14 protein-coding genes and 1 pseudogene are annotated in these 15,868 nt (G+C 61.1%); 10 read left to right on the top strand and 5 right to left on the bottom strand.

Annotated elements, in window-relative coordinates; translation table 11 throughout:
• Positions 1–209 precede the first annotated feature (209 nt).
• Positions 210–1,478, top strand: a complete 1,269-nt coding sequence (locus DIE06_RS34680) for a M20 family metallopeptidase (protein ID WP_124665273.1) — start codon at positions 210–212, stop codon at positions 1,476–1,478.
• On the top strand, positions 1,475–2,008 hold the full coding sequence (locus DIE06_RS34675) for a trimeric intracellular cation channel family protein (RefSeq protein ID WP_260433868.1): 534 nt from the start codon (positions 1,475–1,477) through the stop codon (positions 2,006–2,008). The genes DIE06_RS34680 and DIE06_RS34675 overlap by 4 nt, the downstream gene beginning before the upstream one ends.
• A gap of 297 nt (positions 2,009–2,305) precedes the next feature.
• On the opposite strand, the gene DIE06_RS34670 is transcribed toward DIE06_RS34675, so the two are convergent.
• Positions 2,306–3,220 (bottom strand): LysR substrate-binding domain-containing protein, encoded by a 915-nt coding sequence (locus DIE06_RS34670; protein WP_124665272.1) that lies wholly within the window; start codon positions 3,218–3,220, stop codon positions 2,306–2,308.
• 111 nt (positions 3,221–3,331) lie between these two features.
• On the opposite strand from DIE06_RS34670, the gene DIE06_RS34665 reads away from it, so the two are divergent.
• From DIE06_RS34665 to DIE06_RS34650, 5 genes are all read left to right on the top strand, one after another.
• Positions 3,332–3,982 (top strand): FMN-dependent NADH-azoreductase, encoded by a 651-nt coding sequence (locus DIE06_RS34665; RefSeq protein WP_124665271.1) that lies wholly within the window; start codon positions 3,332–3,334, stop codon positions 3,980–3,982.
• A 339-nt stretch (positions 3,983–4,321) separates the two neighbouring features.
• Positions 4,322–4,900: a DUF4337 domain-containing protein gene (locus tag DIE06_RS34660; protein ID WP_124665281.1), complete on the top strand. Its 579-nt coding sequence runs from the start codon at positions 4,322–4,324 to the stop codon at positions 4,898–4,900.
• An 822-nt stretch (positions 4,901–5,722) separates the two neighbouring features.
• On the top strand, positions 5,723–6,016 hold the full coding sequence (locus tag DIE06_RS34655; protein WP_124665270.1) for a GYD domain-containing protein: 294 nt from the start codon (positions 5,723–5,725) through the stop codon (positions 6,014–6,016).
• Positions 6,017–6,289: 273 nt separating this feature from the next.
• Positions 6,290–6,448, top strand: a complete 159-nt coding sequence (locus DIE06_RS38570) for a hypothetical protein (RefSeq protein ID WP_185733551.1) — start codon at positions 6,290–6,292, stop codon at positions 6,446–6,448.
• A gap of 648 nt (positions 6,449–7,096) precedes the next feature.
• Positions 7,097–7,897, top strand: a complete 801-nt coding sequence (locus tag DIE06_RS34650; protein ID WP_260433867.1) for a hypothetical protein — start codon at positions 7,097–7,099, stop codon at positions 7,895–7,897.
• Between the two features lie 160 nt (positions 7,898–8,057).
• Here DIE06_RS34650 and DIE06_RS34645 read toward each other — a convergent pair whose 3' ends face one another.
• The gene (locus DIE06_RS34645) at positions 8,058–10,781 is read right to left on the bottom strand and encodes a winged helix-turn-helix domain-containing protein (RefSeq protein ID WP_185733550.1); all 2,724 of its coding nucleotides are present in this window, start codon (positions 10,779–10,781) and stop codon (positions 8,058–8,060) included.
• Between the two features lie 457 nt (positions 10,782–11,238).
• Here DIE06_RS34645 and DIE06_RS34640 point away from each other — a divergent pair, with 457 nt between their 5' ends.
• Positions 11,239–12,141 carry a class I SAM-dependent methyltransferase gene (locus DIE06_RS34640; RefSeq protein WP_124665268.1) on the top strand — a complete coding sequence of 301 codons (903 nt, stop codon included), beginning with the start codon at positions 11,239–11,241 and terminating at the stop codon, positions 12,139–12,141.
• A gap of 250 nt (positions 12,142–12,391) precedes the next feature.
• Here DIE06_RS34640 and DIE06_RS34635 read toward each other — a convergent pair whose 3' ends face one another.
• From DIE06_RS34635 to DIE06_RS34625, 3 genes are all read right to left on the bottom strand, one after another.
• Positions 12,392–13,099 carry a PGN_0703 family putative restriction endonuclease gene (locus DIE06_RS34635; RefSeq protein ID WP_124665267.1) on the bottom strand — a complete coding sequence of 236 codons (708 nt, stop codon included), beginning with the start codon at positions 13,097–13,099 and terminating at the stop codon, positions 12,392–12,394.
• 145 nt (positions 13,100–13,244) lie between these two features.
• Complete coding sequence (locus DIE06_RS34630; RefSeq protein ID WP_124665266.1) at positions 13,245–13,622, bottom strand: hypothetical protein; 378 nt, start codon at positions 13,620–13,622, stop codon at positions 13,245–13,247.
• A gap of 97 nt (positions 13,623–13,719) precedes the next feature.
• Positions 13,720–14,172 (bottom strand): pyridoxamine 5'-phosphate oxidase family protein, encoded by a 453-nt coding sequence (locus DIE06_RS34625; RefSeq protein WP_124665265.1) that lies wholly within the window; start codon positions 14,170–14,172, stop codon positions 13,720–13,722.
• A 311-nt stretch (positions 14,173–14,483) separates the two neighbouring features.
• On the opposite strand from DIE06_RS34625, the gene DIE06_RS34620 reads away from it, so the two are divergent.
• Both DIE06_RS34620 and DIE06_RS39285 read left to right on the top strand, forming a co-directional pair.
• Positions 14,484–15,557 (top strand): medium chain dehydrogenase/reductase family protein, encoded by a 1,074-nt coding sequence (locus DIE06_RS34620; protein ID WP_124665264.1) that lies wholly within the window; start codon positions 14,484–14,486, stop codon positions 15,555–15,557.
• 95 nt (positions 15,558–15,652) lie between these two features.
• Positions 15,653–15,868 (top strand): annotated as a pseudogene (locus DIE06_RS39285) (J domain-containing protein); the annotation flags it as partial.

Below are 15,868 nucleotides of genomic sequence, written 5' to 3'. Positions count from 1 at the left end.
AACGTAGTACGAAGTGCCGGGGTAGAGGCGGCTCGCCCGGATGTTCCGTGTTTCGCCCTGTCGCATGCATCCGACTATTCGGCGGATTGCGTACCGCGCTCCTGCCGCCGGGTCGCCAGATCGGGCGCAAGCGCTGCCACGCTTCACCGACGGCCGGCGCATGCGATGCGACATCGGCCAGCGCAACGAACTATTTGAAAGGATCGATCATGCCTGCATTGGTGGAAGCAACCAAGGACTCCATCGAAAGCCTCTTGCCTGAGCTCGAAGCGATCTACAAGGACCTGCACGAGCATCCCGAACTGTCGATGCAGGAAGTGCGCACCGCACGTATTGCCGCCGATTATCTCGAAAATGTCGGCTATGACGTTACGCGAGGTGTCGGCGTGACCGGCGTCGTGGCGGTGTTACGCAACGGCGACGGTCCGACTGTAATGTTGCGCGCCGACATGGATGCGCTTCCGATGGCAGAAGCGACCGGATTGCCGTACGCCAGCACGGCGAGGGCGAAGGACGAGGATGGCCTCGAAGTGGGCGTCGCGCACTCGTGCGGCCACGACATGCACGTGACCTGGCTGATGGGTGTGACGCACCTGATGGCTGCGCACCGGGACGCCTGGAGCGGAACGCTGATGGCGGTGTTTCAGCCGGGCGAGGAAGTGGCGCGCGGCGCCCGCAGCATGATTGACGACGGCATGGCCGAACGCTTCCCGAAGCCTGACGTGATCCTTGGCCAGCACGTCATGGTTGGCGCGGCGGGCACGGTCGGCTATCGGAGCGGCACGATTCTTTCGGCGGGCGACAGTTTGAAGGTAAGGCTGTTTGGACGCGGTTCGCACGGATCGCAGCCACAAACCTCGATCGATCCGGTCATCATGGCGGCTTCGACGACGCTCCGTCTGCAGACGATCGTATCGCGGGAAATCTCCCCGCGCGATAGTGCGGTGCTGACGATTGGTGCGCTGCAGGCGGGAACGAAAGAGAACATCATCCCCGACGAGGCGACGCTCAAGCTCAACATGCGTACATTCGACGAAGACGTGCGCGAATACATGCTGGGTGCGATCCGTCGCATCTGTTGCGCGGAATGCATGGCTTCCAACGCACCACGCGAGCCCGAATTCACGACGCTCTCGAGCTATCCGCTGACGATCAACGACGCGCAGACAAGCGAGCGTGTGCGGGCGGCTTTCGAAGCGCACTTTGGCGAGCGCGCCTACGAAACGCCCCCGGCAGCGGCGAGCGAGGACTTCAGCGTATTCGGGCGCGAATGGGGCGTGCCATATGGTTTCTGGTTCATCGGCGGGACCGATCCGGATACGTTTAGAAAGGCGTTGGCAGAGAAAAAGCTGAACGAGATTCCCAGCAACCATTCGCCGAAGTTCGCGCCGGTACTCGACCCGACGCTGCGTACGGGCCTGGAAGCGATGCTGTGCGCGGCCGGGGCGTGGCTCGACAAGCGACATACGTCGGCGTGAATTCGCACGCGGCCTACTTCGCCCTCGATCTGGTCGGGACTTTCGTATTCGCCATGAGCGGCGCTGTTGCCGCTCGCCAAAAGCGGCTGGACCTGTTCGGCATCTTGTCCATCGCGTTCATGGTGGCATGCGGCGGCGGAATCGTGCGTGACGTCTGCATTGGCGCGATTCCGCCGGCAGGGCTTTCGAACTGGAGATATCTGGCGGCTTCCGTGCTCGCGACCGCGGTCGCGATTTTCGCGTATGCGCCGGTGCGCCGTCTACGGCAGCCCGTCCTGTTCTTCGATGCGATTGGGCTCGGCCTGTTCGCCGTTGCGGGTGCGCAAAAGGCGCTGAGCTTCGGACACAATGCGGAGCTCGCCATTTTGCTCGGCAGCCAGCGAGCTTCCCGACGACGAATAGCGTGCGTGGACGTGCGAATCCGACAACACCCAGGTCTTCACGATTGCATGCTTACTGCGTGCCGGCCGGCTCAAGGGAGGTGCGGATTCGTGCTGCTCTTTCAAGTACAACGCGATGCACTCGTTTGATGTTCCTGATCACTCACCGACACTGCATATTGCGCCGTCGTAACCCGATCCAGACAAAAAAGGTTCATTGCGGATTTCCGGGGAACGCCGGGGACGAACGTCGGAACCCGGCCAGGAGCGGTCAGTTGCGTGCGGGTTAGCGCGGACGCTAAATCGTCGGCTCGACTCATAAGATGGCCATTGGGGCGCGAAGTTGCCTGCATGAGATCGTCGGCCGGAGCAGTTCGTCAGGAAGATGCTGTCGCCGCTTTTCAATTGACGTATTTTCGTTGCCAGTTTCTGTGATCACTGTTTCGGTCACGCTGCCGGACGTTTGCGTAACTGAGTCCCAACAGCCCGATTCCTTCGCGCGTCCTCGGGTCCACTTTTGTACGCGAATGCCAGAACGATCGCGTCGCCAAGTTCGTCAGCGATATGTGCCGAAGGGCCCGGCGCTGCGAACATCGTGAATTCGACATCCGGTAGTGCAGGCAAGCCGGTATCCGGCGCGACCGCGTGCAAGCCGTGCGCGAGTTGGGTTTGCACGATCGGCGTCACGGCAAAGCCGGCCTGCGCAGCAGCGCACAGGCCAGCAACGCTCGAACACACCATCGCAATCCGATAATCGCGGCCGGCTCGGGCGAGCGCGGCCAGTGTCGCCTCACGATACGGGCAGGGTTCCGGGAGCAGCGCCAGCGGCACCGGCGACCCGGGCGTCAGCGATGCCCAGTCTGCGCCGGCCCAGACGAGCGGCTCTCGCCAGAGTACTTGTCCGGGACCGGTGTCCTGGCAGCGGCCGCCGATCACGACGTCGAGTTCGCCTTGATTCATCGCGTGGAGCAGGTTGGCCAGGATTCCAACCCTCACGCTGAACGCGATGCGCGGGTAACGCACCGCAAATGCCTGCAGGACATTCATCAGCCTGACGTTGGCGAGATCTTCTGACAGGCCGACGCGGACCGTACCTTCGCTGGGACCGCGAGACAACTGCGCGTGCGCGTCTTGATTGAGCGCGAGTATCGCGCGTGCATAACCCAATAGCAGTTCACCCTCCGCCGTGAGCGTCACGGAGCGCGTGGTACGTGCAAGCAAGTCTCTCCCAATCTGCTTTTCCAGACGCCGCAAATGCGCGCTGACCGCGGACTGGGTCAGATTGAGACGGGCAGCGGCCGACGTGAAGCCGCCTTCCTGTACGACGGCCACGAAGGATCGCAACAAGACGGTATCGAACATGAGTCATCCTGATTCAGTGCAAATCTAACTTAGTTGCACAATAATACTTAATTTATATTTTGATTTGAAATATGTTTTCATGGTGACTCTCAGCACATCAGGAGTCATTCCATGCCGACCTTACTGCACATCGAATCTTCGCCACGCAAGGAGCGGTCCGCGTCACTTAACGTTGCGCGCGCGTATCTGGACACCTATCGCAACGCTCATCCGGATCATCGGATTGATGTCCTCGATCTTTGGGCTGCCGAGTTGCCCGAGTTCAATGGCGACGCCCTCAATGCCAAATATGCCGACCTGAGCGGCACGCCGCACAACGCCGCCCAGCAGACGGCCTGGGCAAGCATTCGACACCTCGCGCAACGCCTGCACGATGCAGACACGTTGTTGTTCTCCGTACCGCTGTGGAATTTCTCCATCCCCTACAAGCTCAAGCATTTCATTGACGTTGTATCGCAGCGGGACATCCTCTTCTCCTTCGACGAACGAGGGTCAGCGGGTCTGCTGAAAGGCAGGAAAGCGGTCGTCATTTACGCGAGAGGTCTTGACTACTCGATGGACTCGGCCACGCCCGCCCATTCGTTCGATTTTCAGCGGCCGTTCATGGAAGCATGGTTGCGATTCGTCGGCGTCACCGATGTCGAATCGATTGTCGTCGAGAAAACGCTTTTTGGCCCGGAAGTCGATGAGGCGGCCAGACAGACTGCGCGCGAGCAGGCAGTGGCGCTAGCGGAGGTGGCCTTCGCTTCGGCCGCTATGTGAAATCTCTCCGACCTGGTCATTCGCCGGCGTCCGCTGGATTTGGAAAGCAGCCGTTGACCGCTCACTATTGTTGAGCGGCCGCTCTGGGGCGACTGCTGTCGACTCACACTTGGGACGTGGCAATTCATGCACAATGTCGAACCGTCGCCCTTTTGGCGGGTGTCGGCATTCAAACAGCGTGAGGTTCCGCAGACCATTGTCCGTCCGTTCACACTTTCGCCCGAACGGACTGCCCCAACAGAGCTGCGACCCAGCGATAGTGCTACCACTTTTGCTGTCCGCACCTCGCGTGCGTGGGAACCGCGTACAAGCCCTTCAACTCATGCGAACGTTCTTGTCATGCCAGAAGATTTCGAAGTTCACGGCCCGCACGATCATGCAGTAGAGCACCCTGCGGCGCACGGAGAAGACCACGGAGCGGCGCGCATCGCCGTGATGACTGCTGTCCTGGCCTGCGTCGGCGCGATTTCCGCATACCAGAGCGGCGCGGACGAGAATTTCGCGTTGCTGCACAAGAACGAGGCCGCGATCCAGAAAACCGAGGCGGCTAACCTGTGGGCCTATTACCAGGCAAAGGGCGAAAAGCAGAATCTAGCCGAGCTCGGTGCGGCGTTGAGCCAGGAAGCGTCGCCGCAAAGAAAGCGTTTCGAAGCAGACGCGGCGCGGTATCGCGAAGAGAAGGAGCCGATCCGCAACCGCGCCGAAGCGCTCGAGCAGGAAGTCGTGAAGAGCAATGCTGCAAGCGAGGAGCGGCTACACCGGCACCATCGTTGGGCGCAGGCCACGACCATCATCCAGATCTCGATCGCGCTTGCCGCGATCACGATTCTCACGCGGCGGAAATGGATGCAACACCTGTCGATGGGGGCTGCCGCGATCGGCGTCGTACTGACCGGGCTGGCGTTCTTCGGTGTGTAGCGGCCCGACGAGCGGGCGCTTGTCGGCCAAAGCCCGTGTCATGTCTTTGGCCTTGGCAGGCGTTCGAGTGCAGGCGATACCGAGACAGCGACGCGTTGCCTTCCCGACATACGCGACGCAACGACCGCAAACGTCATTTATCGCGGCAGGCGCGCTCGCCGGCGGTCAGACTTCGGCGGGACAAAATCCGACGTTATCGCCACGGAGAGTGCAGATCAAGCAATCGAGCCGGAGTCGATCCGGCGCGATCCCGCTTTGGAGCAGTGGGCGAGCCGATCAAGCCACTCGTGGCTATTTTTTTGTTTTGCCTAACGCTACAGCCGTAACTAGCGCCGTTGCCACGGCCCCGCCAACCTTGAGTACCGTTTTGCCGATTTCGCCAGCCACGTTGCCCGCGGTTTCAGTGCATGATGGGCAGAGTTCGTGGTCATGGACCGCTGTGCCCTTCGCAAAATCGTGGCACCCCGGCGAACGGCACAAGTACATGGTCTCACCGCACTCGGGACAGCGAAGCTTGTCCCGTCGAAGCGTGTTTTCCTCGACCACGGTCGGCTCCACGGATTTGGACATGACATGCGATCCGCGGCGACGCGGGTATCGCACAAGACGCAATCATCGACCCGCCGGCGGCTGATTCGCTTTCTATACTGTGTAGGTTGACCGAATTATCAAGGGCATGCGTGCGTCAGCAACGCACACGTCCGACAAATCCCGGGGTAAACGAAAACTGCACCGACCGCAAACGCTTGTGGCCGGTCGGTGGCGTTCGGCCCGTGCATGGACGGGGGCACGTGGATGGGCTCCTTGACCATCGGAGGCAATATGGCGACATACATCGTATTGATGAATTGGACGGACCAAGGTGTGCAAGCCGTGAAAGACACGGTCCAGCGAGCGAAAGCGTTTCAGGAAGGGGCGCGGGCGATGGGCGTCACCGTCGGCTCGCTCAAATGGACACTTGGGCCTTACGACATCGTCGCGACGCTCGATGCGCCCGACGACGAAACTGCGACGCGGCTCGGATTGATGCTGGCGCAGTTGGGCAATGTTCGAACCGTCAGTATGCGTGCCTTCGGCGAAGCGGAAATGGAGAAGATCGTCGGCGGCATGAAGTGAAACCTTGACGCGCGAGATGCAACCAGCCATCGATAGCGGTGAAACAGGTGTCTTGGAAGCCGGTTGGTTGCCCTCGCACCGCGGCATCACGGGGATCGCTCACGAGCCAGGCGCAGCGCGCAGGCAAAAGCCCACGATGCGGGCGGCGAGATTGTCGCGTGACGGCATTCTTGCCCGCCTCGACATGAGCTCGGCGCCCGCGCAGCCACGCTCTCGGCGGTTAATCCACGACACGGAACGGCGCCGCTTATACGGGAAGGTTGTAGTGAGTGGGTGGCTTTCCTGCGCGACATCGGTAACCGAATCACTGCCAGCATCCTCGCGCCTCGCGAAGAAACGCTCGCAATCATCCACCTGATCCTGGGCGCGATTGCCGGCTCGCGGTCGGGCTGTTTTCATGCCCGCGCCGGGCGCCGCTCAGGTGAGCTTTGATGCTGGCATGCTGACGTTCGCCATAGCCGGCGAGAAACGCGACCGCAGACGCCGCCGTGTCGGCAAGGCAATATGTGTCCGCACCGAATACTTGTCCACGAGTGGCCGTACCGAGCGACCGTTTGACTTTGATAGCTACCGTAGTGCATCTGATGAGCTAACCGCCGGCAACGGGTCGGCTATGGCCGGCCACATCGGGAGGCAGTCGGCCATAAAGCGCCATTCGCCGGTACTGTTGTTCAGACGTTCAGACGTTCAGACGGCAAATGCACACCCACGAACGGCCATTCGATCCGGGTGCAGCGGCGTATACCGCGTCTTGTCAACCTGACCATCGGCAGGCAGATGCCGCACCGCGCGCATAATTTCGCGCACCTTCGGGCAACCCAACTTCTCGCGCCGCCAAGGTACCGGCAGTCGGTCCTGACGCCGTAGTGTCCGCATCTTTCGGGGAATTTTCGGCATTCGTTCGGTATACCGTCGTGCGACGCCATGCCGTCCTACCTATGCTGGTCTTGCCAACGAAGCCGCGTGTGCCGCTATCAGGCGCGATTCGTTGCAACGGGCTTCCCAATTGTTCGATCGTCGCCGGACGCCCACGCGATTCCAACTCTCACAGGAATATGTTTCGACAAACTGGAGGTCGCCATGAAGTATGTGATCCCGCTCATCAGGAAAGCGTTGCAGGCATCCGCAATCGTCACGGCACTCGCAACGGGGCTGGCCGGTTGTGGGGGAGATGATAGTGGCGGTACAACAGCGGTGGCTCGCGACGCCGTAGCCGCGGCAGCGGTCAAGACGGCCCAGATTGTCCCGCCGAACGGAACCTTCGCCGGACAAACGTATGCCCAATGGGCGACGGCATTCTGGCAGTGGGCACTGGCCTTGCCGGTCACTTCTCCGCAGAACTATCCGCATCCGTTCAACGACTGTAACGCCCGTCCCATCTCTGCAGACCAAACCGGCAACGTATGGTTCTGGTCGGCGCCGGACGCAGTAGAAGTCTGCAACCAATCGGCGACGATCATTCCGGCCGGAAAGGCGATATTTCTCACCATGCTCGACGTGGAAGCTTCATCGCTCGATCCCTCGCCATTCTTCGCCACTACCCCAGCGGACCAACAAGCCATCGCCGAAAAGTTCTTCAGTCGCATCGGCGACCTGTTCTGCACTATCGACGATGGTGTGCAGGTCCCCAACATCTCGAGCTATCACGCCGAGACCCAACAGTTTCATTTTCACGCGCCGACACCGTGGGTTTTTGCAAATGTTGGCGGCAATGGTACGTCGGTCGGAGAGGGGTACTTCGTGATGCTCCAATTGCCGCCCGGGTCACACAAGATTCGTTATGGAGGAACCATCCACCTTCAACAGGATGACCTGTACCCCGGGTCTCCGGCGCAGGATATCGTGAAGGACGTCACGCTGTTGATCACGATGGGAGGATAAGCCAGCCCAGCGTACGCGCCTGCATCTCTGACCTGCACGCCAGCAGTCCACTTTACTCAGCGAATACATCGCGAAAACGCTCGAGACGCTCACCGCCTCAGAGAAGGGGCTGCGACGCGCAGGAGGCCCGTCTTGGGCCGGTCGGGTTCCGTCGGCGGTTCTACTCGCAGGGAAATGCAATGCTCGTGATCTGCTCGAGATTAAGCAGCGCGCCATCGCTCGATTGGCGTTCGCGATCCTCCGCGCTGAATGCAGCATCGACAATGTCGCGCGCCGCCTTGTAACTGGACAGCGCGATTGGCGGAATGCTATCCCGGTTTGTCTGACGCATGCGTGCCTCAATCCACCCAATCGTTTTCGCTGCATCGGTTAAGCGTCCCTGCAAAGCGAGGAGGTGTGCCACGTAGCAGTAGGGATAGGTGCTGGGTCCGATTGCATGCATCAACAACGTACAAGCGGTGCGCAAGGTCGCGTCCGCCTGTCGGAGGGCGCCAAGATTCAAGAGGGCCGCGGCACGTATGACGAGGGTCTGGGACAGCAACTGAATGCTCTCCTCGACGCTCGAACTAGCCAGGATATCGTCGCATCGATGTAAAGCGGAGGTGAAGTCGCCGGCGGCCATATCGAAGGACGGAAGCATCAGCGCGCAACGATCGACAAAGAACGTGTCGCCGAGACGATGGCCGACAATGGCCGCATCGGCCAGCTTCTTCGCCGTGGCATGGTCTCCCTCGACGAGGTACGCGAAGAGCACTCTGCAAAAAGCGAGGGACGTTTCCAGCCATGTGGGCCAAGCATCGTCATACAATGTCGCCGCCTCGTCCAGCGCCTGTCTCGCGTCCTCGCGATTGGCCAGCAAGGTGAACTGATGGGCGGCAACCGTCAAAGACCTGAAGGTGCCGAAGCGGTCGTCGAGGCCTCGAAAGAGGGCGGCCGCCTTCAATGCAGCTTCGGCCTGCCGTTTTGCCTCGGTGCGCATGCGCAAGTCCGCCACCGCAAACCAGAAACGCGCCGCCGAGTTTGGCGGCACTGATTGGTCCAGCCAAGGCTCGATGTCGCGGTACAACCGCGCCCCTTCGTCATTGAAGCCGCGCGTATCCCACAACATGTCCGTCGCCGCGGCAAGATCGATTGCGAGCTTGCGATCTCCAGTCGGTCCGATCGCCCACGCGGCGGCAGCGCGTACATTGTCCAGTTCCGGCGCGATACGTCGAGTCCGCACCAACGGCTCTTCTAGACGATCGCTCCCAGTCAGGCACTCGGTCATCGCTTCGGCGTGGCGCCGGCGTGTTGCCTCGAGCAACCCGGTAGCTTCCAGTCGCTCCAATGCAAAGGCACGGCTGCTTTCCAGCAGGCGATAGCGTGGTATGCGCGTTCCTTCGACGATGATGAGAGACTTATCCTTTAGCGAACCAAGCTGATCGAGCACGGCCCACTGATCCAACGTATCGTCGCTCGCCACGCGCTGTGCGGCGTCGAGCGAAAAAGACCCCATAAATACACCCAGCCGATCGAACACCGCCTGCTCAGGCGGCGTGAGCAAGCCATAGCTCCACTGCAAAGCTGCCCGCAGCGTCTGATGGCGTGGCAGCGCCGTTCGGATTCCACCCGCCAGCAATTTCATGCGCTCATCAAGCCGCTGCCGCAGCCCAAACGCGCCAAGAAGTGACACCCGGGCTGCCGCCAATTCGATCGCCAGCGGAATTCCATCGAGTCGCCGGCAAATGTCGATGACGTCTCTCGCGTTCTGAGCGTCGAAGCTGAACTTTGGATCAGCCGCTTTCGCGCGCGCGACAAACATCTGGACGGCGCCAAAGCCGAGCGCAGCCGCCGCGTCGTCACTCGTGGGGACGCCCAGCGGATCTAGTCGGAACACCTGTTCGTGCTCCGTGTGCAACGGTTCCTGGCTTGTCACCAGAACGCGCACGCCCGGCGCGCCGGCCATGATCTCCGTCACCAGAACGGCCGCGTGCTCAAGCAGGTGTTCGCAGTTGTCAAGGACCAGCAGTAGGCGCTGGGTGCTGATCAGCCGAACGAGCGACGGGAGGCCATCATCGTTCGCCACCTGATGTCGCAGTACGCGCGCCACCGTCGGCACGAGCAGCCGTCCATCTGCGAGCGATGCCAGTTCGACTATCCACACACCATCGCACGGTTGGTCTCGTAGGCGTTGCGCGACCGCCTGTGCGACTCTCGTCTTGCCAATGCCCGCCGAGCCGACCACGCTCACCATCCTCGAGATCTCGAGCAGGCGCACCAGCGCGGCCACGTCTTCCGCACGCCCGAACAGGGGTGGCAGCTCTGCGGGCAAATTGCTGGCCGAGGGCACGACGCCATACTCTGTCAGGCCGGGTCGTTGCAGAGCGGCGTCGGTCGTCGACGGCGCCGGCCCTTCGGTGGCCACGGCGCCTGATTGCGCGGCCCACGAGGTTCGCGCCTCGAGCACCGGCTCGGCGAAGGCGCTGTACCGGTTTGCCGCCGCGTGCGGACCTTCGGCCGAGGCCGGCCTCGCGTCGTTCGGAGCGTCCACGCGAGCGACGTCGAGCATATAGCCCCGGCGCGGCAGGGTGCGCACGACGTGCTGGTGCTCACTGCCCAACGCCGCGCGCACTTCGCTGACGCACTGGACAAGGGAATCATCAGTGACGATGATGTCGCGCCACACGGCCTCGATCAGTTCGTCTCTGCTGAGCAATCGACCAGGATTCTGCGCGAGATGCAGCAACAGCGCGAACGTCTTGGGCCGTAGGGCCACGGGCCGACCTTCGACGCGCAACTCTCCGCGCGCAATATCGACGTCGAAACCGGGATAGTGCAATACCGCCGCCACGCTTCGAACGGGCGCTGACGTCGCGACAGATTTCGGTAAATCTTCGTTTTTCATTCGGTCAATCGTCGTGTGACTCGACGCCTCCCTGGCTACGCTGACTCCTACCATCCTCGCCGATTGAACGAGCATAGGATGCCAACGACTCGTACGCCAGTGCCCGAGATCCTGCCGGACGCGTGACTCACACGCACCGGCACGGTGCCGGTTTTTCTGGAATCGATTTGCCGCGCGAAGACCATGCTCGCGGCGAACACCGGGATCGGCAGGGCCGACTTTTGGTATGGGTGTTGCGTCCCGTGGCTGCTGTCGGCGTGGCCCGCGTTCCATATGCGGATTCGGCCTAGCCACCACCCCCAATCCGCATGAGCGTCAGGGCGGCCCTTTTGCGCGATGACTCGCTGAAGGCCATTCGTTCGGCCGTTCGTGCGCGAATTCGCTGCCGCAGCGTTCGCAAATCGCGGCGTTTTCTGGTTGCAGACGCGACACGGCTGATTCGTCAAAGGAGCAAACCATGCATAGCATCGCCTCGAACAACTGCGAGTCCTTTGAGCGTTTTGAGAGAAAGGGCTGGCAGGAAGTCGCGCGGTCTTACCACGCGTACTACATGGATCTCACTTGCCAGTCGCTGCCCGCCCTGTTGAGCGCCCTCGATGTGCGGGCCGGCACCGAACTGCTCGACGTTGCATGCGGCCCCGGTTACCTGTCGGCGACCGCGGCGCGTCTTGGCGCCGACGCCATCGGAATCGACTTCGCGCCGGGCATGGTGGAATTGGTGAAGGAGCTTCACCCGACGATGCAGTTCGAAGTTGGAGACGCGAACGCCCTGGCGTTCCCGGACGAGTCCTTTGATGCCGTCGGCTGCAACTTCGGATGGCACCATCTGCTTCGGCCTGAGCAGGCGCTGGCCGAGGCCCTTCGGGTCCTGAAACCCGGCGGGCGCATCGCGCTCACCGTCTGGGCGCGTCCCGAGAGAGCGATCGCAATCGGCATGGTGCTCGCCGCGATTCGCGAGCACGGCAACCTGGATGTCGACTTGCCCGAGGCACCGCCATTCTTCCGCTTCGGCGACCACGGCGAGTTTGCTCGCGCGCTGAGCGAGGCGGGTTTTGCAGCGCCTGATGTGACCGAGGTCGACCAGACATGGCATCTGCGTGCGCCGGAGACGCCGTTTCATGCGCTGCTGCACGGCGGCGTGCGCATGGCCGCCATTCTAAGGCGACAACACCCAACAGTTCTCACGCGCATCGAACAGTCGGTGGCCGAAAGGGCGGCACCGTATCTGTCCGACGGCGTGTTCAACGTCCCTGCGCCCGCGGTCCTGGCTGTCGCCCGGAAGCCGGCCAGCGCCCGTGCGTCGCAACAGATGAATGAGCGTTCCGCGGAGATTTCCGCGGTGTGCGTATCAGTTGAATAAAGAGAAAGCCATGCGAATACTGGCAGCTTCACTGGCGGCCTCGGTGACGGCCCTTCCAACCAGCTTGGACGACCGGACCGCGCTGTTACTTGCCGTTGAACGGCTGACAGTGCGACCGGCGGCAGTGGGTCGGATTCGACCCATCATCCAATGGCCCCGATGCGACGCGACTGTTTCGGCAGGCTGCGCTTGGCCGGTAATCGCGCCATTCCAACGACAGCAGTGATTCAATTCGTTCCGCGTGTTTTTGTCACGGTTCGAACGCTTCGATGATCGCTTGTCCATGTGCCGCGATTTGGCTGTCGAGCAGATGCCAGGTCCCAAGCCACTCCCTGTAGCTCGCGCAACGAAACGTGACTGCATCACCCATAACCGCTTCCGCAAAGCTGGCAATTTCGTCCCGGTGCCGGGCAAGTGCATCCGGCGCGATGGCGAGACCGCTTCGCGCGGCGGGTTCGGCGAAAATATAGAACAATGCGGGCGCACGCTTGCGTCGGCTGCCTTCTGTTACCAAACCGAACGCATGCTTGACCAGTTGCGCGGCATCGAGGTGAACATACCTCACGTCGCCAGAGCGCAATCGGTCTCGCATTCGTTCATAACCTTTCATATTGGCGCCCCACACGGGGCGGTCATAGGCATCTGACAGGCTGACCGATTTCGCATCCCGGAACGGCTCGAAACGCTTGCTCTCGATTCCAATGAGGTATCCGGGTGTCTGCACGACGGCGTCGAGCCAAGGATGGCGCCCACCGGCCCAGGGAAATCGCGCACAGAATTCGATGTCGACCAACTCAGGGACTCCTGCGTCCTCAAGACCTTTCAGCGGCGGCAGTTGGTGAGGTCGCTCAATGAACCAGCCAAAGCAATTGATCGCGAGTGCCGCAGAGCTTTCAGGGCTCGAGAATTTGCCCGATTCAATCTCTTTGCCGCCGGCTTTCGCGAGGCGGTCAAGCACGTGATTAACCGGAATTCCGGATAGAAATGGTTGGCCGCCCACGCATCCCTCCCGTGTCGGGTTGAGAAATGTGCCAAACGGAGGCGCCAGCGAGGCACTCGTGAGTCGGGCTGCCGACGTATCCGCCCGGCTTCGACAAACGCGTTCACCTGCTAGCTGCAATTCGGTTACCGCTGGCCTGCAGGAAAGGAAAGCCGGCAAAGCAAAATTGGGCCGCGAGTCCGATCGCCCCGGGCACGGACCAGAAGCCAGCCAGGTATTCTGCCAAAGTCCTATGGAAGCAAATCACGGCAGTAACCCATTCTGCAGACATCAAGACGGTAAAGGAGATTGCCCCCATCAGCAACGCGCCGTAGGTATCGGTCATCAAGCCGCGCCTTTTTGCGCTCCATCGTGACATCTGCCAGCTGACGGCAAGCATGAATGGCGCTTCCAGCAATACGGCGACCATATCACCCAAGCGCGGAACAAGTAGCAGGACGCGAATCGCTCCGAGGGCAAATCCGATCGCAAAAACACTCATTGCATACACGCAGCCCGCTTCGGCACAGGTGGCTGCCCATCTGATCCAACTACGGGGGCACCGCGTCATGGTGATCCACGCTCATGTCATGAAATGTTCAGCACGTAAAGAGATCGGTGTGCCCGAAGCCTTTCGAATAGTCGAGCACGGAAATAACTGTCGGCGTTACACGGAATATCCGAACTTCCTCGGGGCGGGGCATTGGCATTGGCAAGGAAATCTGGTCTGAATACTTGAGCGGAAGCATGCTCAGGACTTTTTCCGCTTCAAGACGATCGGTTACGGGTTGTGCATGCGCTGCCATGGACAAGCCGGTAATCGCCATCAGATCTGCGGTGTCGTGATCTATCGTAAGCGAGACGCGATCGTCCCCAGCCAGATTGGCCGCCTTCTGGCTTTCCAGACCGCAAAGGAAGTAGAGCGTGAGTCCCTCACTCACGTAGCCTACGGTCGTCGCCTGCGGCCAGCCGTCCGGCCTGAGCGTGGCGATCGTCATGATCCGGTGCTGATCCAGCAGCGCCAGTATCTTTTGCTTGATCGGTTCATTCATGAATCGTCTCCCGATTTGAAACAAACCCAGCATGGAGCACCGTGTCATCGGGCGCTTGACACATGTCAATGGCAAACCCGCTACCGACTTCAGGACACACGTGCCTCACGCGTGGCGCTTGGTCGTGGTCGGACGCTGCCTTCGCATGTCGGCGCTTGCGGACATTCGACGCGGATGTACGTTGACGGCATTGACCTGCATCAATGTGGCGGGGGCGGTGGCGGGTAGTTTGAGAATTTCTGGTGCCAAGTCGTCTTGACTTCTTTTTAGCGGTCGCGAGATCAAGTACTCGGCAAGCGGAGAAGGTGACCATGAGACACACCCGTATCATCGTGACTCAGTACGGTGGTCCCGAAGCACTCAGGGTAGTTGAGGAGGAGTGCCCCGAGCCGAACGAGGGTGAAGTGCGGGTGAAAGTGCTGGCTGCTGGTGTCAGCTTGCCCGACCTGATGATGCGCGAGGGCGTTCATCCCGAAACGCCACGACTGCCTTTCACGCCGGGGTGGGATCTCGTTGGCGTGGTGGATCGGCTCGGCCGCGGCGTCTCCGGAATCGAACCCGGCCAGATGATCGCCGCACTGCCGATCAGTGGCGCGTACGCGCAGTATGTATGCCTGCCGCATAATGAACTGGTTCCGGTGCCACCCGGATTGGATGCTGCCGAGGCTGTCAGCCTCGTGTTGAACTATGTGACGGCCTACCAGATGCTGCATCGTGCTGCAAAGGTCAGGCCGGGCCAGCGCGTCTTGATCCACGGCGCGGCAGGTGGGGTGGGCACGGCACTCCTGCAACTTGGGCGCCTCGCCGGACTGGAGATGTACGGGACCTGTTCATCGGATGGGGCGTCGACCGTTTCAGACCTGGGCGGCGTCCCAATTGACTACCGGCACCTCGACTTCGTCAAGGAAATTCAGCGCCTCACGCGGGGCGGTGCGGATGTCATCTTTGATGGGATCGGTGGTACCCACATTTGGCGTTCCCGCAAAGCGCTCCGTCCCGGAGGGACAGTCGTCGCATACGGACTAACCTCCTCTCTGCGTGCGGGTAGACTGGCTTCAGCTCGTCCAGGTCCAGGCCGTCGTCATCGCTTTCGCGCAATCGCCATTTTCGGGTTGTACATTGCCGGCGGCTGGCTGTTGCCAAGCCGGAAACGGGTGATCCCCTATAGCATCCAGTGGCTCAAACGGCTGAAACCGGCACTGTTTCGACAAGATCTGATTTCCCTGCTCGATCTTCTGCAACAGCGGAAGATCAAACCGCTCATCGCGCAACGCATTCCCCTTGGAGAGGCGCGACGCGCGCAAGCGTTGCTCGGCGCGGGGGGCGTGACAGGCAAGGTCGTGCTCGTGTGCAACGGATCCGAGTCTGCGTCAGGCGCGGTATAAGCATGATATGCGGCGGCTGTACACGCGAAAACGGTGGTTGCGGTGGCCCGAACCCGAATGGCGGTTCCAGTCGGCAAACGGCCGTTCCGATGAGAATGATTCGGATTTCGTCATCCGCCAAAGCGCCCCTGACCTGCACTCAGGGTGTTCAGAACGTGGTGAATTCTCGACCCGACGGATTGGCGCGGCGGCGACATGCTACGATCAACGCGATCCGACTTTCATCCCGACGCGCAATGACGACAATGTATGAATTGCTCGGTGTGTGCGAGAACGCCACCAACGAGGAAATCAAGCGCGGCTACCGAAAG

It is taken from the genome of Burkholderia sp. Bp8998 (genome assembly GCF_003854235.1).
Lineage (GTDB): Bacteria > Pseudomonadota > Gammaproteobacteria > Burkholderiales > Burkholderiaceae > Burkholderia.
This window is presented reverse-complemented; position numbering and strand designations above follow the sequence as displayed.